The organism is Sulfuricurvum sp., from assembly GCF_028712165.1.
Classification (GTDB): domain Bacteria; phylum Campylobacterota; class Campylobacteria; order Campylobacterales; family Sulfurimonadaceae; genus Sulfuricurvum.
Genome location: NZ_JAQTQR010000015.1, coordinates 1 through 21,788, shown reverse-complemented (window position 1 = coordinate 21,788; position 21,788 = coordinate 1). Strand labels below are relative to the sequence as shown.

Sequence of the window (21,788 nt, the reverse complement as noted above, 5' to 3'; positions counted from 1 at the left end):
GGGAGAAAACGGAATGAAATTGTTTGGAACGGATGGAGTACGGGGGGAAGCCGGCTCATTTTTAAGTGCCGGATTGGCAATGCGTGTAGCAATGGCAGCAGGAGTTTATTTCCGAGATCACTCAGGAACCAAAAAAATTCTGGTCGGGAAAGATACTCGTAGAAGCGGCTATATGATTGAGAATGCTATCGTCAGCGGATTAACGGCTGTAGGGTATGATGTGATACAAATCGGACCTATGCCGACACCGGCAATTGCATTTTTGACCAAAAATATGCGCTGTGATGCCGGGATCATGATTTCTGCGAGCCATAATCCTTTCGAAGATAACGGGATCAAATTTTTTGATTCTCACGGTAACAAACTTTCCGAAGAGGTTGAAGCACAGATCGAAGCAATTGCTAACGATACGGCAGCTGTACATGAAGCACAAGTGACCGGAAAGCAACTGGGTGCAGCAAAGCGGATTGATGATGTTATCGGACGCTATATCGTACATCTAAAAAATTCATTTTCAAGTGATTTGACTCTTCACGGATTGCGCATTGTTTTAGATGCTGCCAATGGTGCAGGATACCGCGTAGGACCTACCGTATTGGAAGAGTTGGGTGCTGAAGTAATCGTTCTTCATGATAAACCTAATGGATTTAATATTAACGAAGGGTGCGGTGCGATGCATACCAAAGACCTCCGTAGTGCGGTCAAGCAATATCGGGCTGATATCGGTTTGGCTCTGGATGGCGATGCCGACCGGCTAATCGTAATCGATGAGAAAGGGGATGAGGTCGACGGTGATCAGATTTTGGGTGCATTAAGTTTGTTTTTGCAACGAAACGGAGCACTTAAGGGCGATGGAATCGTTGCAACCGTAATGAGTAATCAGGCGCTAGAAGATATGTTAAATGCCAACGGACTTAAACTCTACCGCTCTAGTGTCGGAGATAAATATGTACTTGAAATGATGCGTGAATACGGTATTAACTTCGGCGGTGAGCAAAGCGGACATATTATTTTGCATGATTTTGCTAAAACCGGCGATGGATTGGTGAGTGCATTACAGGTATTATCGTTGATGATTACTTCAGGTGAAAAAGCGAGTAAAATCCTTCGACCGTTTAAATTGTATCCCCAAAAATTGGTGAATATCAAAGTCAAAACTAAAAAACCGCTTGAACAAATTAAAGGGCTGGATGAAAAACTTGCAGAAATCGAAGCCTCACATATGCGCCACCTTATCCGCTATTCCGGTACGGAGAATAAACTTCGTATTTTACTCGAAGGAAAAGATGCGAAAGTAATGGAAAAAGCGATGGATGAGATGGTAAGCTTTTTTGAAAAGGCATTGAATGGTTAGGTCGATTGTTGTTTTATTGTTGGTGATGAGCAGTGTTTTGCTCATCGATCAAGCGATTAAATCAATTTTTCTAGGCGGGTTTCGACTCAATACCCAATGTATTGACCTGATATTAGTGTTTAACAAAGGGGTCGCTTTTTCAATGTTCGCTTTTTTAGACGAAGCGTTGAAATGGATTCAGCTTGCATTGTTATCGGGAGTAATCGGCTATACACTTTGGCTAAAAAAAACGTGTTATCTCATTCCTGTAGGTATTATGGTGGGTGCTGGACTCTCCAATGTGGCGGATCGTTTTATCCATGGTGGAGTGGTGGATTACGTTTATTGGCATTGCGGATTTAATTTCGCCGTCTTTAATTTTGCCGATGTAATGATCGATATCGCCGTTATTGCGTTGATGATTTTGAACTTTCGCCCACAGATGTGTAAAAGTTAAGTGACTTTTAACTTCTGCACGGCTATAATTTCGCTCTTGCATTAATTGTGATGGTCTTATAGCTCAGTTGGTAGAGCACTACCTCGACAAGGTAGTGGTCACAGGTTCGAGTCCTGTTGGGACCACCATTTTTCTCATTATTTTCCTCAAAAATAGTACCACTTTTATTTTTTAATCGTAAACCAATCAACAATCCCGTATAATCCGCGATATTTTCTCATACGAGGCACCCCAATGGATATTATTGCGATCAAACATGACGATCAGATAATCGATTTACAAACTGCTGGGGCACTTGGAATTACGGGTCAAGAGATTGTTTATGACAACTCCCCCGAGTCTCTCGAAGTAATTCGACATTCCTGTGCTCACTTGATGGCTGAAGCGATCAAGGCACTTTATACTGATGCTAAATTTTTTGTCGGACCGACGGTAAAAGAGGGCTTTTATTACGATTTTAAAGTTAATGAAACGCTCAATGAAGAAGATCTCAAAACGATTGAGAAAAAAATGCTCGAGATTGCCAAAGGCAAAGAGAAGATCGAACGTTATGAAATTACCAAAGACGAAGCACGAGCAAAATTTGCGAATGATCATTTGAAACAAGCGGTTATGGACCGTATTCCGAGCGATACGGTCACGATCTATAAGCAAGGTGAGTTTGAAGACCTCTGCCGTGGACCGCATTTACCGAGTGTTGGTTTGATTCGTCATTTTAAATTGACCAAAATCTCCGGTGCCTATCTCGGCGGTGACAGTAAAAACGAAATGCTAACCCGCATCTACGGTATTGCATTTGCCGATAAAGAATCGCTCAAAGCATATCTTGATCAAATGGCGGAAGCGGAAAAACGTGATCATCGTAAAATCGGTGCCGAGATGAAACTCTTCACTTTCCGTGAAGAGGTTGGAGCAGGTTTCCCAATCTGGCTTCCGGCCGGTGCACGTATGCGTTCACGTTTGGAGCAACTCCTTTTTAAAGCACATCGTAAACGAGGATATGAGCCGGTTCGCGGTCCCGAAATGCTCCGAAGTGATTTGTGGAAAGTTTCAGGTCATTATCAAAACTACGGTGAAAACATGTATTTCACCAATATCGATGAACTCGAATTCGGGGTTAAGCCGATGAACTGTGTCGGTCACATCAAAGTGTATGAACATGACTTGCATTCATACCGTGACCTTCCGCTCAAATATTTTGAGTATGGCGTGGTTCACCGTCATGAGATGACGGGGGCGCTTCATGGTTTATTCCGTGTCCGTGAATTTACCCAAGACGATGCTCACATTTTCTGTACGACCGATCAGATTGAGCAGCAGATCATTGAAGTTGTTGATTTCGTCGATAAAATCATGAAGACGTTTGAGTTCAATTATAAAATGATGATTTCGACCAAGCCTGAAAAAGCGGTCGGTGATGACGCAGTATGGGAAATTTCGACTAATGCTCTGAAAACAGCAATGGATAAAAATAATCTTTCGTACGAGATCGACGAGGGGGGCGGAGCATTCTACGGCCCTAAAATCGATATCAAAATTACCGATGCTATCGGGCGTGAATGGCAATGCGGTACGATCCAGCTTGATTTCAATTTACCGGCACGTTTCGAACTTGAATACAACGGTGAAGAGAACGCTAAAATCCAGCCGGTTATGATTCACCGAGCAATTTTAGGTTCGTTTGAGCGTTTTGTTGGTATATTGACGGAGCATTACGCTGGGGAATTCCCGATGTTTATCGCTCCGACGCAGGTTGCGATCGTTCCGATCGCCCCTGCACACGAAGCGTACGCACGTGAATTGGCCGATAAATTGATCGATTTGGGTGCTGATTTTGAGATTTTCGATAAAAATGAAAGTCTCAACAAACGTATCCGTACAGCGGAAAAAGGACGTGTGCCTATGATCATCGTTTTAGGTGATGAAGAGGTTACTAACAAAAGTATTGCGGTGCGTGATCGACGCAAACGTGAACAATATAATCTGAGCGAAGAAGATTTCTTGGCAATGGTTAAACAAAAAATTAATGAGGTACATTTTTGATTAAAAAACAAGACCGAGTCCTGATGAACGAAGAGATCAGGGTCCCTGAAGTACGCTGCGTTGTTGACGGCGGTGAAGCATTAGGTATCATCTCAATCAATGAGGCGATGAACAAAGCAAACGAACTGGGACTGGATTTAGTTCTCATCTCTCCGGATGCGAAACCCCCTGTCGCAAAAATCATGGACTACGGTAAGTTTCATTACCAAGAAGAGAAAAAGAAAAAAGAGGCACGTAAAAAGCAAACGAAGGTAGAGGTCAAAGAGATCAAACTTTCGGTTAAAATTGCGGATAATGATGTCAGCTATAAAGTAAAACATGCACGTGAGTTCCTAGAAGAGGGCAAGCACGTTCACTTTCGTGTATTCTTACGCGGTCGTGAAATGGCGCATCCTGAATCCGCTGTAGCGGTATTACAACGAGTTTGGCCTATGGTTGAAGATATCGGAACGATGTATAAAGCTCCGGCAATGGAAGGGCGTTATTGTAATATGATGATCCATCCGAAAAAAGACGATAAAAAATAAGGTATTACCTATTTTCTCCTTTCTCATGCAAATGCATGAGAACCTCCTTTAGATATCAATCAAGAAAAAGCTTTTTTATGGTATAATCCGCGTCTCGTTTAGAGAATTTTTGCGAAAGGATCAAGCCGATGCCAAAAATGAAATCAGTTAAAGGGGCGGTTAAACGCTTCAAAGTAAAGAAAAACGGCACTGTTAAACGTGGTTCTGCATTCCGTAGTCATATTTTGACTAAACAAGATGCAGGAACTCGTCGTGGGCAAAATGCACCAAAAGTGGTTGCAGCTGTTGATGTTAAAAGCATCAAAAAAATGATCGTAGGCTAAAACCTATTAACCCTCCAGCATAACGCTGGGCAAGTCCGCAAAGCGGCACCCCGTCATTAAAATTGAAATGAACCGGGTCAAGAAAGGAAAAAAATGCCAAGAGTAAAAACTGGTGTCGTAAGACGCAGACGTCATAAAAAAGTATTGAAACTCGCACGTGGTTTCTACAGTGCACGCCACAAACATTTCCGTAAAGCGAAAGAGCAACTCGAGCGCTCACTCGTATATGCGTTTCGTGATCGTAAACAGAAAAAACGTGAATTCCGTAAATTGTGGATTGTCCGTATCAATGCGGCATGTCGCCTAAACGGGATGAGCTATTCAGTATTCATGAACGGCCTTAAACGTGCCAACATCGAACTTGATCGCAAAATCCTTGCTGACATGGCTATGAACGATGCAGCGGCATTTACTGCCCTCACCACTCAAGCCAAAGCAGCACTCTAAATTCTAAACACTTCAGGGATTTATCCCTGAAACCTTCCATCTTTCAGGTAATAATCCCTCTGCTTTTAAAAAAGACAAACCGTTCAAAGAACGATTTATTGCTCGATTTTATACCCTTTTTTCTCTAAACACGTTTTACATTCAACAGTTATTGGAGCTTTAGATGCTTCACCAGCGGCTTTGAGATCATAATAACGGCACTCTTCAAAATCGGCTTTCATACGATCTTGGCTTGTTCCTGTCGGACAAATAAGTCCATTCACGGCAATTTGTTTTTCAGCGCATCCGCCGAGCAATACGATAGCGGCAGTCATGCCGAATAAAAGAGCTTTTTTCATAATGTATCTTCCTGTTTAAGTGGTTTTTGGATTAATTCTTTCATTGCTTCCGCTGTTTTTCTAATTTCCCATTGCGCATGTTCATCAAGACGTAATTTGAAATAGTTTGCAAGCTGAGTTGGCATAAATGCTCCCCAGATTTGAGAATAGGCAGCTTGAGGGATGATCCTTCGTGCTTCTTGTGGTTTGACACCGGCATCAATCGCATTCATATAGTGCTCTACACATAGATCTATGATTTTTTGCGTATCATAATCACCTGTCGTAATCGGAATCATTTTCTCGCTGATATAAAAATCGAATGGAACCCGTTTACCGGATACATATCGTCGTGAAAGCTCTTGCCAGTTGATACGGTGGCGAACCATCTGAGAGCGAGTCGGCAAATCGACTTTGTAGAGAAAGACATGAAAGTTTTTACGGATTATTTCTGCCTCGTCCAGAGTATTGTAAATTTGTCGTATATCAAAGCTGTAGCCGTCTTTGTCATTTTCAAAATCATATACGATGGCACGATAGTTCGTCAGAAGGTATTTGCCATCTTCCACCAGTTCTCCAAATTTCTTTACATTGCTGTACTCTTTTTGGAGAAGTTCCATATGCGTTGGATTTTTGAAATCTAGTAATACAGGTACGAACTCGAATGAACTTGAAGGGAGCCCCATAGACTCAGCCATCAGGCGATTGTATAGGGTTTCGCTGCCTAACGCTTTTGGGGACTGATAACAAATTGATGCTACCTGTGTGATAGCTAAAATACGATTTTCTTCTGATGTATTTGCTTGTGAAAAATCCCATTCTTCTACAAATGCGATATTGTCACCGAAGATATTTTCTTTAGTATTGATTTTTGTAATTGACATTTATTATTCCTATTTAATAGGGTGACATTTTAAAAGAGTATAGCGAAGATGAGTTTAAAAACGGAGAGAAAGGTGCGCAAAGCACACCTTACATAATAAATACGTGAGGAACGATAAGCGGGTATTTTTTCATTTTACGGTAGATATGCTTACGCACTACTTGACGTAGATCATTTTCCAACGCTTTAGGGTTCTCGATGAGCCCCGGTTTGAGGTTGATCAAGAAGTGTTCTAATACATCTTCCATTTCTTGGGCAAACGCTTTGTCATGACGGTCAGCTACGATACCGAAGCTAGTAACCAATGGTTTAGAGAGGAGTCGTGATTCAGAGGCACTGACTTGCGCAACCAGCATAACCATCCCCTCAGATGCCATTTTTTGGCGATCGATAACGATATCGTCTTCGATCTGGTGGTTGTTTTGGTTATCGATATAGGTTTTACCCGTTTTGACAGTTTTGGTTTTACGCATCATTTTGGTATTGACTTCAATACAGTCACCATCACTCATCAGAAGAATATTGCGCTCAGGCACTCCGCAGCTGATGGCTGTTTCACGGTGTCTCATAATGTGGTTATATTCGCCGTGGATCGGGAGAAAGAATTTCGGGTTAGTAAGGCGAAGCATCAATTTTTGCTCTTCCAGACTCGCATGTCCCGATACGTGAATGTCGCGGTCATTGGCGACACGGGCACCGGCACGTTGGAGATAATTGAGCATCCCTGAAATAGAACCTTCATTTCCCGGAATCGCACGGGCGGAGAGGACGATCATATCGGTCGGTTTGATCTTGATATGACGGTGTTCGCCGATTGCCATACGGAATAGGGCTGAGCTTGGCTCTCCTTGGCTTCCTGTGGTGACAATCAAGACATCTTTATCGCTCATACGGTTTGCTTCTTCGGCATCGATGAAGATGTTTTTAGGAAGTTTGATGTAATCGTATTGCATACACACTTCAAGATTGCGCTCCATTGAACGTCCGATTACACATACTTTACGGTTGTATTTGAGCCCGTATTGGATCGCTTGGTAAACACGGTGAATGTTTGAGCTGAATGTCGACATGATGATACGACCTTCTGCTTTTGAGAAAATACGGTCAAATCCCGGAGCAACAGTGAGTTCACTTGGTGTCCACTCTTTGTTGTATGAGTTGGTTGAGTCACTTAACAGACACAATACCCCTTTTTCACCGTAGTGGGCGAGACGGTGAATATCGGCAGTGTAGCCATCAACCGGGGTGAAGTCGATTTTGAAGTCACCTGTGTGGATAATGGTTCCCGCTTTGGTTGTAATCGCCAATGATGATGAGTCGATAATCGAGTGGGTCATATGCATCCATTCGATATCAAAATCATTTCCGATACGATAGACTTGGCGTTTAACGATCGGATTGAAATAACGGCGGAAATCACGCATATGGTGCTCGTCGAATTTGTTACCGATCATAGCCAAAGGAAGTGGTGTTCCGTATATCGGGAATTGCATCTCTTTGAAGAGGTACGGGACACCGCCGATGTGGTCTTCATGGGCGTGCGTAATGATAACGGCAACGATTTTTTTGCGAATTTCTCTCAAGTAGCTGAAATCCGGAACAAGGATATCAACGCCGTGCATCTCTTCATCCGGGAAGCTCATCCCGATATCGATGACGATCGCTTCATTTTCGGTTTCAATAACGGTGATATTTCCACCAATCTCGCCTAGACCGCCTAATGGGGTAATGCGGATTTTCTCGTTATTCTCAAGATTGAGTTTGAAATGAGGATTAAGGCGATTTTTGTGTGCCTCTTGGTTTTTGATTACGAAATCGCGTAAGTTGCTGTCAATCGGTGCGCTAGGTGCTCCGCGACGTCCGCCGCGACCGCGGTCACGTCCGCCGCGGTTTGGCTCAGCATCGGCAGCATTGCCTTCACTCCCCTCTGGACGGTCGGTACGCGGAGGGCGATTATCAGTACGCGGTGGACGGTTATCTTGGCGCAGAGGGCGATTATCAGTACGTGGCGGTCGATTGTCTTGACGCGGTTCGGTACTTTGGCCTTCGCCTCTGTTATCTCTTGCATCGGTACGCGGAGGACGGTTGTCCTGACGCGGAGGTCTGTTATCGGTACGCGGAGGTCGATTGTCTTGACGCGGCTCGGTACTTACATTGCCTTCAGCACCTTCCGGGCGGTTGTTATTTCGGCTGCGAAACGGTCTTCGGTTGTTTCGGCGTTGGCCGGATTCTCCCTGAGGCTGTGCTTGCGGTTCAGTTGTTTGTTCATCGGACATAAATTTTCCTTATGGACGCTTTTAAAAAAGCGCAATATATTTTTTAGTATGTTTAGATGCTCTAACGTGCCCTGAAAAGATTATTTTATAAGGGCGTAGAGCCGGTGAAAGTCAGAGGTGTCAAGCTGATGAGGTCGGATGGAACGTTCCAATTCAAGCTCTAAAAAGGACTGAATGAGAAGATCGCCATCATAGCGTGAGGAGAGATTTTTGTGGAGGGTTTTACGAGGCTGTGTAAAGGCCGTTCGTAAAAATTCTTCAAACCCTTCATCATTACGATTCGCGCGTTTAGAAATGAGCAGTACGCACGAATCGACTTTGGGAGCGGGATCGAATGCGGTTGGGGGGACGTGTAGCACGATCTCCGCCTCAGCCACACTCTGCGTAATCACGCTGAGCGCTCCAAAAGCTCTCTCTCCGGGTGCGGCAGAGAATTTCTCCGCCACTTCACGCTGTATCATGACAAGCAAGTTTCGGCACGCCGGATCGGCGAGGGCTTTGAGGATGATATTTGTCGCGATATAGTAAGGCAAATTGGCCACTAAATCGTACGGTTCATCCAAAAGCTCACTCTTCCAATGCTCCAATACATCTCCACATTGGAGAGTAAGAGCGTTGGTAGCGATAGCATCGGCAAATTGGTGCTTCAAATGCTTGCACAAGTCGGTATCGACCTCAAAAGCGGTAACACTTTTGACATCAACTAAATACTTAGTTAAATCACCTAATCCAGGCCCGATTTCAGCGATACGATTGGGCGTATCGGGCATCGATTGGATGATTTGTGCTAAAACAGCTTCATCTTTTAAAAAGTTCTGTCCAAATTTCTTTTTGGCAATTGCGGCACGGTCTTTTTGCATTAGCCTGATTGTACCTGATAAAGTGTTAATCCCCAATTAAACCACAAAACAAAACGTTTATCAGCTTTTTGAATGAAGTTAGACAACTTATTTCCTTTATCGTTACTTTTGGTAATGGGGGATATACTTTCGCAATGATTATATGCAAGGTTTTAAATGGACAATAACTATTTTGCAAAACGGATAATCCCCTGTTTGGATGTTAAAGACGGACGAGTTGTAAAGGGTGTTAACTTCGTTGGACTTAAAGATGCGGGAGACCCCGTTGAAGTGGCAAAACGCTACAATGAAGAGGGTGCCGATGAGATTACTTTTTTGGATATAACCGCATCCCATGAAGAACGGGATACGATCGTTCATATTGTTGAACAGGTAGCAAAAGAAGTGTTTATCCCCCTCACTGTCGGCGGAGGAATCCGAGTACTCGATGATATTTACAAACTCCTTGCGGTGGGCTGCGATAAAGTAAGCGTTAACTCAGCAGCGATCAAACGCCCTGAATTTATCAACGAAGGGGCAAAACGGTTTGGATCTCAATGCATTGTCGTTGCTATTGATGTTAAAAAGACGGGCGATCAGTATAACGTCTATCTCAACGGCGGACGTGTCGATACCGGGATCAATGCCCTTGAATGGGCAAAAGAGGTCGTGGATCGCGGAGCGGGAGAAATTCTTCTCACATCGATGGACGCTGATGGAACCAAAGCAGGATTTGATCTCTCGATCACCGAGCAAATCAGCCGCGCGGTGAATGTACCCGTAATCGCCAGCGGCGGGGCAGGGACGATGGAACACATCAAAGAGGCATTCGAACACGGTGCCGATGCGGCATTGGCTGCGAGTATCTTCCACTACAAAGAGATTGATATCATGGATCTAAAACGCTACCTGTCGGCTAATGGGATTCCGGTACGGCTCTAAGATTTTCAATGTGCTATAATTGACCCTATAAAAGCTATGAGAAAAAAGGAGGATATTATGACAACGAATATTAAAAAATCAGATATTTTAGACTACCTTTTTCAACATTTTCAAGAGTTCAAAACGAAATACGATGTCGAACAAATCGGACTGTTTGGAAGTTACGCACGTGACGAAGCCAAAGAGAACAGCGATATCGATATTTTTGTCAAAATGAAGCCCTCATTATTTGATATGGTCGCGATCAAAGAACAAATCGAAAATGATTTGCACAAAAAAGTGGACATCGTCCGTGAACACAAACATATGAAGCCTCTCTTTTTGGAGATGATCAAAAGAGATGTGATCTATGCACAATGATCGGCTTTTGATACTGCGTTCTACTCTCGAAGATATTATCACTTCGTTAAAATTAATCCAACAACGATTTCAAACTATCCAAATCAGCGATGATTTTCTCAAAGACGAACGGGGTCTTGAAAAACTCGACAGTATTTCGATGCGCCTGATCGCTATCGGGGAGGGTTTTAAAAACGTTGATAAACTCACCGATTTTCAGCTTTTGGAGCAATATCCCCAAATTCCGTGGAAACAGGTCAAAGGGGTTAGAGATATTTTGTCGCATCACTATTTTGATCTAGATGCCGAAACGATTTTTGAGATTTGTGCGAATGAGATTGATGGTTTATTAAGTGTGACGATGATGATATTGGATGAAGTGAAGTAAAAGATCCGTAAAAGGCAAAGTTCATGGATGAGATAGCTGTAATAACCCATAATCCTAAGGGTGAATGGGGTGATGTTAGACCGACAATAGAACATCAGGGATATTATGATTGGAGTAGAAAAAGTATCGGAAGTCCTAAAATAGGTCAAAAAGTTCTAATATATATCTCAAAGGGTGTTTTTCGCATTGAGTATATTATGCAAATTAGTGAAATTAACGATGAAACGATTAGACTGGACTTGATTTCAAAAATTGATGAAGAAAAAGCAAATTTACTACAATTTGAAAACCTTGTAGCTCATGGACTAAAAAGATCTACTGTTAATTATGTTTTGAATAATAATCAACAATTGTATCAATACGTTTTCAATATTTTAGAAGGGCAATCTATGACAAATAAAGAAAAATTTGATTTGATATGTTCATGTTTAGATCGTGCTATAGAAGAAAATGGTGATAAATTACCTCTCGAAACACAAAGAGGGACGAATATTAATTTAGTCAAACGTGAGAATGGAAATTATAAAGTTGTATTTAACACCGAAAAAGAAACATACGAGGCTATCACAAAAGAAAATTTATACAAGTTTTTATTTGAAGGCTGGAGAGGGAATGAAACTTTAGGAAGAGAAGATGGAAGAATAACTTTATTTGAAGCGATTCACCAATATATTCAGAGCCATTGTAATTTATCTATTCCTTTAGAGAAACGATCTTTGTCAAAGAACACACTTCTGAATCAAATCCTATATGGCCCTCCAGGTACTGGAAAAACCTATAACACAATCACTAAAGCGTTAGCGATTATCGACGGTACGGTTCCAGTAGATAGAAAAGAGGCAAAAGTCAAATTCGAGGAATACCGAAAATTAGGGCAGATTGAATTTATCACATTCCATCAAAGCTACGGATATGAGGAGTTTGTCGAAGGGATTAGAGCCATACCTATTGGAGAAGAAGGGAATGAAGATGGCGAAGAGATGCTCTATGCTGTCAAAGATGGAATTTTTAAGAAACTTACAGAAAAAGCAAAAAACAATCTAACGATTACAAAAGCACCTCAAGAACCCAAAAAATATAAACTTAATGCCCCGATGTTGAACATACAAGCTGAAATGATCAAGGAAAGTGATAACGTATTTCGAGTACTTAAAGGTTCGAAGATTCGAAAAAGTGAGTCAAATACATTTTCAGCAAAAAAGCTTAAGAATGAAATTCTTTCTAAAGTTAAAACAATAGAAACTGATGAATACTATATTCTTGAAGAAGACTATATATTTCAAAGTATGAGCGCATCTTCATCTGTTATATTGGGACGTTCTTCTAATGGTCATATTGACTGGAAAGAAATCATCAACGAAAATAATTTGTTCGATAAGATAGATCATGATCAAGAAAAGCGAAACTATATTCTTATCATCGATGAAATCAATCGTGGTAATATCTCTAAAATCTTCGGAGAACTTATCACTCTAATCGAGCCAAGCAAGCGAATAGGAGCCGATGAAGCGATCAAACTTAAACTTCCTTACAGCAATGAAGAATTTGGCGTTCCTCAAAATCTATACATCATCGGGACGATGAACACTGCTGACCGTAGTATCGCTTTGATGGATACGGCATTACGTCGACGATTTCATTTCGAAGAGATGATGCCGGATTTAGAAATATTAAATGACAAAGTTATTGAGGGGGTTTATTTGAAAAAACTCCTCTCAAAAATCAATCAGCGTGTCGAATATCTCTATGATCGGGATCACACGATAGGTCACGCTTATTTCATCGACATTAACACCAAAGAAGATTTGGACGATGTGATGCGTAACAAAATTTTCCCTCTCTTACAAGAATATTTTTACGACGATTGGGAAAAAATCCGCATGGTGTTAGGTGATGGGTTTATCGATAAAATCGAAGTGAAATCGGATATTTTCGATTACAAACCTGATGAATATCTCGAAGAAGAAAAATTCATCTACAAAATCAAAGATAGTTTTGATTACACCAAACTCCAAGCATGATTATCAAAGAGTACGACTTTTTACAGTGCAAAGATGTACAAAGACCTCACTACATAACGCCTCAAAATTTTGAAGCGATTGAAAGATTCGTTTTAGAGAACGAATCAACCGCCGAATATCTCAAACTCACGACTAAAAAAGGGTTTGGAAAAGTTTTACAGGCTCAAAACTTCGTCGGTGTAATCCAAACCAAAGATGGCACAACCATCGAAATCCTCCCGAAAATCGCACAAAATGATGATCCGAAACAAGCAAAAGAGATTCTATTTAAAATGCTTCGAACACTCAAAAACTCCCCTTTTCGGAGTTTTAACTCAGCTCATTTACAGAGTGCAAAAATGCCATTATTTGAAATTTTCATTGCGATGTTTTTGGATGAAATTTCTAAACTTGTTCAGAGGGGGATTAAAAATGATTACATTTCACGTGAAGAGAATCTCCCCTTTCTCAAAGGTAAGCTCAAAATGGGAGAGCATATTAAACAAAATTTTGTCCATAAAGAGCGATTTTTTGTTGAATATGAAGAGTTTAGCAGTGATCGCGTCGAAAATCGATTGATAAAAACGACGTTACACTATCTCTATAAGCAATCTTCCTCTAATCGTAATCAGCAACGAATTCGAGAATTTTTATTCGTTTTTGACGCCATTACCCCTTCGGTTGATTTTAAAACCGATTTCTCAAAAGTCAAACTCAATCGGCAGATGAAAGATTATGAACAGGTTCTGATTTGGTGCAAAATATTTTTAGAAAATAACAGCTTTAGCGCTTACAAAGGAAATGATCTCTCCTTTGCCCTTTTATTTGATATGAATTTGTTATTTGAAAGCTATGTAGCAGCATATTTGCGTAAACAGTTTGACCGTATCACCACTCAAGATAAAACACACCATTTGGCATACGAAAACGGTGTTGGTAAATTCAGACTCAAACCTGATATTGTGATTCATCACGACGAGAAAATGATTATTGCCGATACCAAATGGAAAGTTTTAGACGAAGAAAAAACAAACAATGGAGTAAGTCAAAGTGATATGTATCAGCTTTACGCATACGGTACAAAATACGAGCAATGCAAAGATATGTATTTGATCTATCCTAAAAAGAATGAAATGAGTGAAAACCATTTTCATTATTTCAACCAATCAACTTGCGAATCAAATCAAGGTCTAAATCTAAAAGTAGTATTCTTCGATTTACTAAACAATAAGGTGTGTGATGATTCTCTGTGCCGGCAATAACGAAACGTTTGATTTTGCGACTCCGATAGGGGTCGGATTGATTGATAGTGCGATCAATCTGACCCGCCATTGTTTGGTTCAGAAACCCGAATTTATCCTCTTTGTCGGGAGTGCCGGAAGCTACGGCGAATACAAAATCCATGAGATTATCGAGTCAAAAACAGCGGCTAACATCGAGTTAGGATTTTTGGATAAAAGTGCCTATACACCGATCGATAATGTCGTATCGGCACAAACGGAAAATATCAAAGATGTTATTGTCAACTCCTCGAATTACATTACTACGAGTGAAAATGCTATGGTGAAAATGAGAGCACTCGGTATGGGACTTGAAAACATGGAATTTTTCAGTGTAATGCGTGTGGCACAAGTATTCGGTATACCGGCTGGGGGTGTTTTTTGTGTTACAAATTATTGCGATGCAAATGCCCATCGTGACTTTATCGCCAATCACGGATTTGCAAAAGTGCTTTTAAGCGATCATCTAAAAGCCAAAGGGATGGTGCATGGATAAAAAATGCATTCTTGATTACAGCAAAGCGGAACTCTCGCAGATGGTGAAACCCTCGTTTCGTGCCAAGCAGATTTGGGGATGGATTTATCATCAGTATGCGACGAGCTTTGAGACCATGCAAAATCTTCCTAAAGCGATGCGTGAAGAACTGAGTAAAACGTATGAGATCATGCCGCTGAAAATTGCCCGTAAAGAGTGCTCGACCGATGGGACAATCAAATACCTCTTTGAACTCAGTGATGGCAAAACCGTTGAAACGGTATGGCTCAAGATGAAAGATGAGAGTATCGACGATGAGGGAAATATCGAACATGAAGCCCGCTTTACCGTGTGTGTATCGACACAGGTGGGGTGCAAAGTCGGATGCTCGTTTTGTTTGACGGCGAAAGGCGGATTTACCCGAGACCTCACTGCAGGCGAAATTGTGGCACAAGTATTGGCGGTTAAAATGGATAACAACCTTGCCGCACATCGCCGTCTCAATATCGTTTATATGGGGATGGGCGAGCCGCTCGACAACCTTGATAATCTGGCGAAAGCCATTACGATTCTCAAAGACGAAGAGGGACTGTCGATTTCTGGAAAACGACAAACCGTTTCTACAAGCGGTTTGAGTACCAAGATTGACAAGCTGGGGCAGATGGATTTGGGTGTTCATATCGCTATTTCTCTTCATGCGGTTGATGATGAGCTTCGCAGCGAGCTGATTCCGATGAATAAAGCGTATAATATTGCTTCTATCATCGAAGCAGTGAAGCGATTTCCGATCGATACGCGCAAGCGGGTGATGTTTGAGTATCTGGTTATCAAAAATAAAAACGACGATCTGGGGTCAGCAAAAAAACTGGTCAAACTGTTGCATGGAATCAAAGCAAAAGTGAATCTGATCTTTTTTAACCCGTATGAGGGATCTGATTATCAGCGTCCGACCCGTGCGGATATGGTGGCATTTCAAGAGTATCTGATCAAACATGGAGTGCTTTGTACCATCCGTGATTCCAAAGGTCTGGATATCAGCGCCGCGTGCGGACAGCTCAAAGAAAAAGAATTGAAGGAATTAGTATGACCGGAATGGACTGGGTTCAAATCGTGTTTTTAGTGCTCGTTGTCGGTGTCGGTTTAGGCGGCTTTGTATGGGCCGCAATGAAAAAAGACTAATTTCCTAAAAACAAAGTATTGATTTGCGCCAATAAATCCAGCGGATCGGCTTGGATACCGTGCACCATTATCCCAAAATGCAGATGAGGTCCTGTAATACGGCCAGACGCACCGCTTAGAGCGATAGGCTGTCCTTGTTTGACATAATCCCCCACATTGACATCAAATCGGCTGAGGTGAAAGTAACAGGTATATAACCCCTCACCATGATCGATAATAATTGTCCCGCCGGAGTAATAGCGTTCTTCAGTCAGAACAACAATTCCATCATTAGAGGCGAGGATAGGAATAGGGGTTTTGGCTCTAAAATCGACTCCGCCGTGATAGCTTTTAAGGCTTCCGTTGTAGGTACGTGCGGAGCCGTATTCACTGGTAATAATCGAATCGATCGGTTTTATAAAAGGTTTGTTCCAATAGCGTATTGGAGTAAAATGCTCGTAAATTGCCATTGCTTCTGCGCGTTCACGGGCAATTCTCTCTAATGCCTCCGGCGGCGGAGATACTTGTGCGGGATCAACACTGAGTGTTTCGGTAGGGTAAGGGACACTTTGAACGTTTAGCGTGAGGGGAGTTATTTTTCCAGGAGAAATCCAAGTAAGGTTAACCTCACCGCTCGGGGTGTAATAATCTATAGGGAGAATGACTATCCCTTTGGACGGATCGAGAGGATGGGATAAGACGCTGATGTTTAGATCATTCATGGAGACGACTCCTGCGGGAGAAGGGAGGGTAATTATGATACTCTTACCGTTATACCCCTCCATCCCCCATAGAGTTATAAACCCAATAAACAAACTGATCAAAAGACGCATAAGACTCCGATAATACTAGATAAATGCAATTGTAGCATTAAGGGGATGAAACGTAATTTTTTCTTTGTTGTACGAGAAGAGAAAATGCTTTAGAAGTTTTATAAAGAAATAGTGTATTATTATTTACTTATGTTGATGTCGAAAAGAGTAAATGGTGAAAACAACTCGAGTATTAGGTTTTGTATTGCTTCTGTTGATGAGTGCCGTCGCAGGATTATATTATTATATGAGCCACTCAGCCGAGTCTTCAAAAATTCAGATATCAACCAACCCCTGGATCGGATTTACCCCGTTTATTTATGCTCAGGAAAAAGGGTGGTTGGAAAAAACACCTTTTCGTTTTATGTGGCTGGTTGATTTGACCGATAATGCCCGTTTGTATGAACGGGGATTTACACAAGGTTTTACTGCAACACAATATGAATTACTTCATTTCAAACATGCAAATACGATTAAACCGGTTTTTCTTATCGATCGTTCTTTTGGTGCGGATGCGATTGTTTCCAATTGCTCTATAGATGAGATACGCTTCTCTAAAGAGAGAGTCGAGGTTTATATGGAACAGGGATCGCTGCAGGATGATTTTTTTAAAGCATTTATTGCTGAGTACAGTTTGGATAGCAGTAAGTTTCATAAAATGGATGTTTCTCAGAAAAACATTACTACGATAGAAGTTGGCAAGAGACCTATGCTTATCATCTCATATGAACCGTATCTCTCAGAATTGCTAAAAAAAGGGTTTCAACCCATTGCATCTACTCGGACTATGGATAGTTTTTTTGTTATTGATGCTCTTTTTGCAGACGAGCGGGTAGTGCTGGGACGAGAAAAAGAATTTGCCCACCTTCATGAGCTTTTTGGATTGGCAGTAGAGCATCTCAATAGTAATCCGAGGGAGTATTATGAGACGATTAAAGGATATTTGGAAGGACAGAGTTACGAAGAGTTCATGGTTAGCACGCATCAGATAGAGTGGATATATAGAAAAGCACCTAAAGAAATTATTGCTCATTTGAATGCGCAGCACGTGAAAACTGATAGGTTATTGCCATGAAAATACAACGGTTTGCTTTTTTAAGTCTGATCGGTTTTTTTCTCATTATCGGAGCTTTATCCGGCAGCTTTTATTATGTTGAACGGATCGGAACACTAAAGTATCTCTCTGAAAACATCAATCAAAATATTTTTCGTCTGGAAGAAGATATCCAAAAATCGCTCCAGCAAAATCGCTTGGAAAATATCCAAACCCTACTGGATCAAGCATGTGCGATCGATGGCGCATTCGGCATACTCTCATTGTCAATGGATGGTGAGAGTATCGCAGTCTCTTCTTCACGTTCACTAACCGGAAAATTGATCGATGAGGGGTATATTCCATTGTCTGCTATTTCGAAAGAGTTGGTTGAAGATGGGCAGCTTCATTATTCAAGCGAATTGGACTATTTTTCGGGAACACAAAAAAAGACGGCCGTTTTACTGATCGATTTAGACAGAGGGTTCATTTTTGAACGACTCAATCATATGGCAATGCTGTATGGAACAATCCTCTTCCTCATTTTGGGAACAGTCGCGCTCAGTGTGTTAAGCGGTGTTCGTTGGCTCGTTATTGCACCGCTTGAGCGGATAACACGGCGTGCACAAAATCAAGACGGAGCTCAGGAAAAATATTTGATTGAAGAACTCTCCATCCTTGATCAGACATTGTACGATTCATTTCATTCAATGCAAATTCAGCAAAATCATCTTCAAGATGCCCTGAACGAATCGCGGTATCTCGATGGAATACTTCGAACGGTAGCCGATATTAACCAATTATTGATTACTGCTAAAAATATCGATGAGTTATTAGATGACTCATGCCGACGTTTGGCAGAGCATCCGGGATATGAACTATGTCAGATTGCATTAAAAGAGAAGGATACTCTGGTTCTTAAAGCGTATTCGGACGATTTGACGGGATATTTGTATCCAAAAATGACCATTACGTTCGAAGGTATGAAAATTGATGAAGGAGATCCGAGTATTCGGGCGATCAGAGAGAATGCAACGGTCGTTATAGAGCATTTGGAACATGAAAATTCATGGGGGGCATGGCGATTTATTGCAGAAAAAGGGAGATACGGTTCCGTCATTTCACTCCCTTTGGTCAGCGCTATGGATTCTTCGCCGTTAGGGGTAATGACACTCTATGCGAAACGCTCAGAGGGGTTTGAACCTAAAGAGATCAGCATGCTTGAGGAATTGGCCGGAGATATCGGATTTGCAATACATTCATTTGGTCAGCGTGAACAGCTCAGGTATCATCTCACAACCGATCAAATTACGGATTTGCCTAACCGATTTACCCTGGTTGAAGCGTTGCGAGGAGAGGATGTCTGCGCACTTGCAATTATTAATATTGACCGCTTTGGTGATATTAACGAAGTGTACGGTGTCGCTATCGGAGATGCTATTTTAAGTGGATACGGGCACTGGCTTCGCCTTAAAATGGCCTCACAGAAAAATATCGCTATTTATAAAATGGGAAGTGATGAGTATGCCTTGGTCGCCTCCCATTGCAGTGAGCTAAGTTTATTTATAACCTTTTTGGAAGAGCTGATTATCTCGACACAAAAAGAATCGTTTGTTATAGAAGGGATTGAGATTGTCCTCACAATTACCGTAGGAGTTGCTCGGTTGAGCGATAGAGTTTTAGAACATGCTACTGCGGCATTGAAACTGGCAAAACGGCAGCGGCACAGTTTGGAAATTTTTTCTTCCGAATCGAAACATGAGCAAGAGAATAATATTGCTTGGTATAAGCGGATAAAAGAGGCAATTGAGGAAGCGCGTATTGTTCCCTACTTTCAGCCGATTGTCGATAATCAAAGCGGTGAGATTATCAAATATGAAGCACTTATGCGTCTGATTGACACAGACGGTAGTGTCATCTCCCCTTACTTGTTTTTAGAGATTGCCAAAAAAACAAAGCTCTATCCCGAGTTGACAAAAATTATGATTGAGCAAGTTGTGGAAGTTTTTAAAACGTCTAAACTGCGTGTGAGTCTGAACCTCTCGACCCAAGATCTTGTTAATCCTGACTTAGCCGATTATCTAGAACGAGTCATTTGTGATAACGGAGTCGGTCAATTGATGATTTTTGAAATATTGGAAAGTGAAGGAATCGAAAGCTACGCTTCTGTGAGTGCGTTTGTGGATCGTTTTAAAGCGATCGGATGTCATTTTGCTATCGATGATTTCGGTTCTGGGTATTCAAATTTTGACCATTTACTCAAACTGAACATTGACACGCTAAAAATTGATGGGTCATTGATCAAAAATCTGCCGCACGATCGGAATGCCCAAATTTTCGTGAAACATATTTGTGATTTTGCGCATGAAATGGGGATTGATGTAGTTGCTGAATTTGTTGCCAATGAAGAGATATTTGAACGAGTCAAAGAGATGGGTATCGATGCATCACAAGGATACTATTTTTACGAACCGTCTGCTGTATTAGTTGAAGGGAAGCAAGGATAATGGGCAATAGCTATATCGGCCGTCAACCTATTGTGAATGAGAGAGGGGCACTTTTTGCGTATGATCTGTTTTATTCAGGACAAAATAATACACCGCAGGCAACCGCAACATTGATTAATGATATCCAGAGTTCATTCGGAGTTGACCGGATATTGGGAAAACGGATAGGATTTATCCGTGCCGATTACCGATTCGTCTTCCATGAACTGCTCGATCTGCTCCCTAAAGAGAGGATTGTTTATGCTTTGATGGAAGACATCGTAATTGATGATCCTCTTCGTGAACATCTGGAAAAGCTCTGTACGCAAGGATATCGGTTTGCTTTGAACGATTTTGCATATACTCCGGAAAATCTTGAGAAATTTACCCCTATTTTCCCTTATTTAGAGTTTCTTAAAATTGATATTCCCCGAAGCGGGCGAATCAAGCGTGATGATGTCGAAAAACTTCAAAAGCAGGGATTGATCGTAATCGGATCGAAAATTGAATCTCATGCTATCCACGCAGAGTGCGTGGCAAAAGGGTTTAGTTATTTTCAGGGATATTTTATATCCAAGCCCAGAGTGCTTGAAAATCCTTCGTTTTCTATTGATCAAGAGTCTGTTATTAATTTGTGGAATATGCTTCAGCAAGATGTTTCCATCGATGAATTGGTAAAAGCGTTTGAACTCAACCACATGGTCAGTCTCAAGTTGATCCGTTTCATCAATTCAGCGGTTTTCTCTCTGCGTAATCCCGTCTCATCTATCCGCCATGTCTTGACCCTTATGGGACGGGAACCGCTCTCGCATTGGATAATGCTCTTGATGTTTTCAGAGGCACAGGAATCGGATGAAAATACAATACCGCTACTGCTTATGGTTGTAAACCGTACAGAACTGATGACCAAGCTCTTGTCGTTGATGACATCGTCTCCTACTAAACAACAGACGGCCACCGCTTATTTTGTAGGAATGCTTTCATTAATACATCTACTCTTTCATGTTCCCCATAGGGATATCCTCAAACGGCTTAATGTAGCTCCAGAAATTGAGCGGGCTTTGTTTGAAGGAGATGGTTTTTACGGGGAATTACTTACGACGGTCAGGGCAGTTGAGATGGCAGATAATGAGGGAATTGAGTCTTTCTTGTCAAAATATAAAATTGATTATACAAGGTTGGAACCGATCATTTCGGAAACAATGGAAAAGGTAAATCAGTTTGATGAAGCAATGGGATAAATAGATACAGTTATAGAAGGAATTTGTTTAAGAAGTGTCTAAAATAGGCAATTAAAAAGTGATGGTGCGGATGAAAGGACTTGAACCTTCACACCTTGCGGCACCAGATCCTAAGTCTGTTTTTTAGCATTTTTCATACTTTCTTAAATCTTTTCAAATCCTTTCAAAATCCCTATATTTAGGGATTTA

21 protein-coding genes and 1 tRNA gene are annotated in these 21,788 nt (G+C 41.5%); 17 read left to right on the top strand and 5 right to left on the bottom strand.

The window, feature by feature from the left end:
• Positions 1-13 precede the first annotated feature (13 nt).
• The 7 genes from glmM (at position 14) to rplT (ending at position 5,130) form a co-directional block, all read left to right on the top strand.
• Positions 14-1,354 carry a phosphoglucosamine mutase gene (glmM, locus tag PHP90_RS04140; protein ID WP_299925665.1) on the top strand — a complete coding sequence of 447 codons (1,341 nt, stop codon included), beginning with the start codon at positions 14-16 and terminating at the stop codon, positions 1,352-1,354.
• Complete coding sequence (gene lspA, locus PHP90_RS04135; RefSeq protein WP_299925662.1) at positions 1,347-1,790, top strand: signal peptidase II; 444 nt, start codon at positions 1,347-1,349, stop codon at positions 1,788-1,790. The genes glmM and lspA overlap by 8 nt, the downstream gene beginning before the upstream one ends.
• Positions 1,791-1,842: 52 nt before the next feature.
• Positions 1,843-1,918, top strand: a tRNA-Val gene (locus PHP90_RS04130).
• 106 nt (positions 1,919-2,024) lie between these two features.
• Positions 2,025-3,833, top strand: coding sequence for a threonine--tRNA ligase (thrS, locus tag PHP90_RS04125; RefSeq protein ID WP_299925659.1), 1,809 nt, complete (start codon positions 2,025-2,027; stop codon positions 3,831-3,833).
• Positions 3,833-4,360, top strand: coding sequence for a translation initiation factor IF-3 (gene infC / locus PHP90_RS04120; RefSeq protein ID WP_299925732.1), 528 nt, complete (start codon positions 3,833-3,835; stop codon positions 4,358-4,360). The genes thrS and infC overlap by 1 nt, the downstream gene beginning before the upstream one ends.
• Before the next feature lie 128 nt (positions 4,361-4,488).
• A complete protein-coding gene (rpmI, locus tag PHP90_RS04115) occupies positions 4,489-4,683 on the top strand; it encodes a 50S ribosomal protein L35 (RefSeq protein ID WP_299925656.1) in 195 nt (64 codons plus the stop codon).
• A 93-nt stretch (positions 4,684-4,776) separates the two neighbouring features.
• Complete coding sequence (gene rplT / locus PHP90_RS04110) at positions 4,777-5,130, top strand: 50S ribosomal protein L20 (protein ID WP_299925653.1); 354 nt, start codon at positions 4,777-4,779, stop codon at positions 5,128-5,130.
• Between the two features lie 95 nt (positions 5,131-5,225).
• Here rplT and PHP90_RS04105 read toward each other — a convergent pair whose 3' ends face one another.
• The 4 genes from PHP90_RS04105 to rsmA form a co-directional block, all read right to left on the bottom strand.
• A complete protein-coding gene (locus tag PHP90_RS04105; protein WP_299925650.1) occupies positions 5,226-5,468 on the bottom strand; it encodes a hypothetical protein in 243 nt (80 codons plus the stop codon).
• Positions 5,465-6,331: an FAD-dependent thymidylate synthase gene (locus PHP90_RS04100; RefSeq protein ID WP_299925647.1), complete on the bottom strand. Its 867-nt coding sequence runs from the start codon at positions 6,329-6,331 to the stop codon at positions 5,465-5,467. Before PHP90_RS04100 ends, PHP90_RS04105 begins: the two co-directional genes overlap by 4 nt.
• Positions 6,332-6,419: 88 nt before the next feature.
• Entirely contained in the window at positions 6,420-8,606 is a 2,187-nt protein-coding gene (locus PHP90_RS04095; protein WP_299925644.1) for an RNase J family beta-CASP ribonuclease, read from the bottom strand.
• Positions 8,607-8,686: 80 nt separating this feature from the next.
• Positions 8,687-9,466 carry a 16S rRNA (adenine(1518)-N(6)/adenine(1519)-N(6))-dimethyltransferase RsmA gene (gene rsmA, locus PHP90_RS04090; RefSeq protein WP_299925641.1) on the bottom strand — a complete coding sequence of 260 codons (780 nt, stop codon included), beginning with the start codon at positions 9,464-9,466 and terminating at the stop codon, positions 8,687-8,689.
• Positions 9,467-9,622: 156 nt separating this feature from the next.
• Between rsmA and hisF the strand changes: the two genes are divergently transcribed.
• The 7 genes from hisF to rlmN are packed head-to-tail and all read left to right on the top strand — an operon-like array spanning position 9,623 to position 15,956.
• On the top strand, positions 9,623-10,387 hold the full coding sequence (hisF, locus tag PHP90_RS04085) for an imidazole glycerol phosphate synthase subunit HisF (RefSeq protein WP_299925638.1): 765 nt from the start codon (positions 9,623-9,625) through the stop codon (positions 10,385-10,387).
• A gap of 57 nt (positions 10,388-10,444) precedes the next feature.
• A complete protein-coding gene (locus PHP90_RS04080; RefSeq protein WP_299925635.1) occupies positions 10,445-10,747 on the top strand; it encodes a nucleotidyltransferase domain-containing protein in 303 nt (100 codons plus the stop codon).
• Positions 10,737-11,114 carry a HepT-like ribonuclease domain-containing protein gene (locus PHP90_RS04075; protein ID WP_299925632.1) on the top strand — a complete coding sequence of 126 codons (378 nt, stop codon included), beginning with the start codon at positions 10,737-10,739 and terminating at the stop codon, positions 11,112-11,114. The genes PHP90_RS04080 and PHP90_RS04075 overlap by 11 nt, the downstream gene beginning before the upstream one ends.
• 23 nt (positions 11,115-11,137) lie before the next feature.
• Entirely contained in the window at positions 11,138-13,135 is a 1,998-nt protein-coding gene (locus tag PHP90_RS04070; protein ID WP_299925629.1) for a DUF4357 domain-containing protein, read from the top strand.
• A complete protein-coding gene (locus PHP90_RS04065) occupies positions 13,132-14,376 on the top strand; it encodes an McrC family protein (RefSeq protein WP_299925626.1) in 1,245 nt (414 codons plus the stop codon). Before PHP90_RS04070 ends, PHP90_RS04065 begins: the two co-directional genes overlap by 4 nt.
• Complete coding sequence (locus PHP90_RS04060; protein WP_299925624.1) at positions 14,354-14,890, top strand: purine-nucleoside phosphorylase; 537 nt, start codon at positions 14,354-14,356, stop codon at positions 14,888-14,890. The genes PHP90_RS04065 and PHP90_RS04060 overlap by 23 nt, the downstream gene beginning before the upstream one ends.
• The gene (gene rlmN, locus PHP90_RS04055) at positions 14,883-15,956 is read left to right on the top strand and encodes a 23S rRNA (adenine(2503)-C(2))-methyltransferase RlmN (protein WP_299925622.1); all 1,074 of its coding nucleotides are present in this window, start codon (positions 14,883-14,885) and stop codon (positions 15,954-15,956) included. Before PHP90_RS04060 ends, rlmN begins: the two co-directional genes overlap by 8 nt.
• Positions 15,957-16,044: 88 nt before the next feature.
• On the opposite strand, the gene PHP90_RS04050 is transcribed toward rlmN, so the two are convergent.
• Entirely contained in the window at positions 16,045-16,860 is an 816-nt protein-coding gene (locus PHP90_RS04050; RefSeq protein WP_299925620.1) for a M23 family metallopeptidase, read from the bottom strand.
• A gap of 154 nt (positions 16,861-17,014) precedes the next feature.
• Here PHP90_RS04050 and PHP90_RS04045 point away from each other — a divergent pair, with 154 nt between their 5' ends.
• The 3 genes from PHP90_RS04045 to PHP90_RS04035 are packed head-to-tail and all read left to right on the top strand — an operon-like array spanning position 17,015 to position 21,599.
• Entirely contained in the window at positions 17,015-17,914 is a 900-nt protein-coding gene (locus PHP90_RS04045) for a hypothetical protein (protein WP_299925618.1), read from the top strand.
• Positions 17,911-20,379, top strand: a complete 2,469-nt coding sequence (locus tag PHP90_RS04040; protein ID WP_299925616.1) for a GGDEF domain-containing protein — start codon at positions 17,911-17,913, stop codon at positions 20,377-20,379. Before PHP90_RS04045 ends, PHP90_RS04040 begins: the two co-directional genes overlap by 4 nt.
• A complete protein-coding gene (locus PHP90_RS04035; protein WP_299925614.1) occupies positions 20,379-21,599 on the top strand; it encodes an HDOD domain-containing protein in 1,221 nt (406 codons plus the stop codon). Before PHP90_RS04040 ends, PHP90_RS04035 begins: the two co-directional genes overlap by 1 nt.
• Positions 21,600-21,788: the final 189 nt, after the last annotated feature.

Bases quoted from the DNA above. Each gene is read 5' to 3' on its own strand.
- PHP90_RS04040 (WP_299925616.1), top strand. From the start codon at position 17,911: ATGAAAATACAACGGTTTGCTTTTTTAAGTCTGATCGGTTTTTTTCTC.
- PHP90_RS04070 (WP_299925629.1), top strand. From the start codon at position 11,138: ATGGATGAGATAGCTGTAATAACCCATAATCCTAAGGGTGAATGGGGT.
- PHP90_RS04105 (WP_299925650.1), bottom strand. From the start codon at position 5,468: ATGAAAAAAGCTCTTTTATTCGGCATGACTGCCGCTATCGTATTGCTC.
- rplT (WP_299925653.1), top strand. From the start codon at position 4,777: ATGCCAAGAGTAAAAACTGGTGTCGTAAGACGCAGACGTCATAAAAAA.
- rsmA (WP_299925641.1), bottom strand. From the start codon at position 9,466: ATGCAAAAAGACCGTGCCGCAATTGCCAAAAAGAAATTTGGACAGAAC.
- PHP90_RS04065 (WP_299925626.1), top strand. From the start codon at position 13,132: ATGATTATCAAAGAGTACGACTTTTTACAGTGCAAAGATGTACAAAGA.
- PHP90_RS04060 (WP_299925624.1), top strand. From the start codon at position 14,354: ATGATTCTCTGTGCCGGCAATAACGAAACGTTTGATTTTGCGACTCCG.
- PHP90_RS04075 (WP_299925632.1), top strand. From the start codon at position 10,737: ATGCACAATGATCGGCTTTTGATACTGCGTTCTACTCTCGAAGATATT.
- glmM (WP_299925665.1), top strand. From the start codon at position 14: ATGAAATTGTTTGGAACGGATGGAGTACGGGGGGAAGCCGGCTCATTT.
- PHP90_RS04100 (WP_299925647.1), bottom strand. From the start codon at position 6,331: ATGTCAATTACAAAAATCAATACTAAAGAAAATATCTTCGGTGACAAT.
- PHP90_RS04080 (WP_299925635.1), top strand. From the start codon at position 10,445: ATGACAACGAATATTAAAAAATCAGATATTTTAGACTACCTTTTTCAA.
- PHP90_RS04050 (WP_299925620.1), bottom strand. From the start codon at position 16,860: ATGCGTCTTTTGATCAGTTTGTTTATTGGGTTTATAACTCTATGGGGG.
- PHP90_RS04035 (WP_299925614.1), top strand. From the start codon at position 20,379: ATGGGCAATAGCTATATCGGCCGTCAACCTATTGTGAATGAGAGAGGG.
- rlmN (WP_299925622.1), top strand. From the start codon at position 14,883: ATGGATAAAAAATGCATTCTTGATTACAGCAAAGCGGAACTCTCGCAG.
- PHP90_RS04095 (WP_299925644.1), bottom strand. From the start codon at position 8,606: ATGTCCGATGAACAAACAACTGAACCGCAAGCACAGCCTCAGGGAGAA.
- rpmI (WP_299925656.1), top strand. From the start codon at position 4,489: ATGCCAAAAATGAAATCAGTTAAAGGGGCGGTTAAACGCTTCAAAGTA.
- lspA (WP_299925662.1), top strand. From the start codon at position 1,347: ATGGTTAGGTCGATTGTTGTTTTATTGTTGGTGATGAGCAGTGTTTTG.
- thrS (WP_299925659.1), top strand. From the start codon at position 2,025: ATGGATATTATTGCGATCAAACATGACGATCAGATAATCGATTTACAA.
- hisF (WP_299925638.1), top strand. From the start codon at position 9,623: ATGGACAATAACTATTTTGCAAAACGGATAATCCCCTGTTTGGATGTT.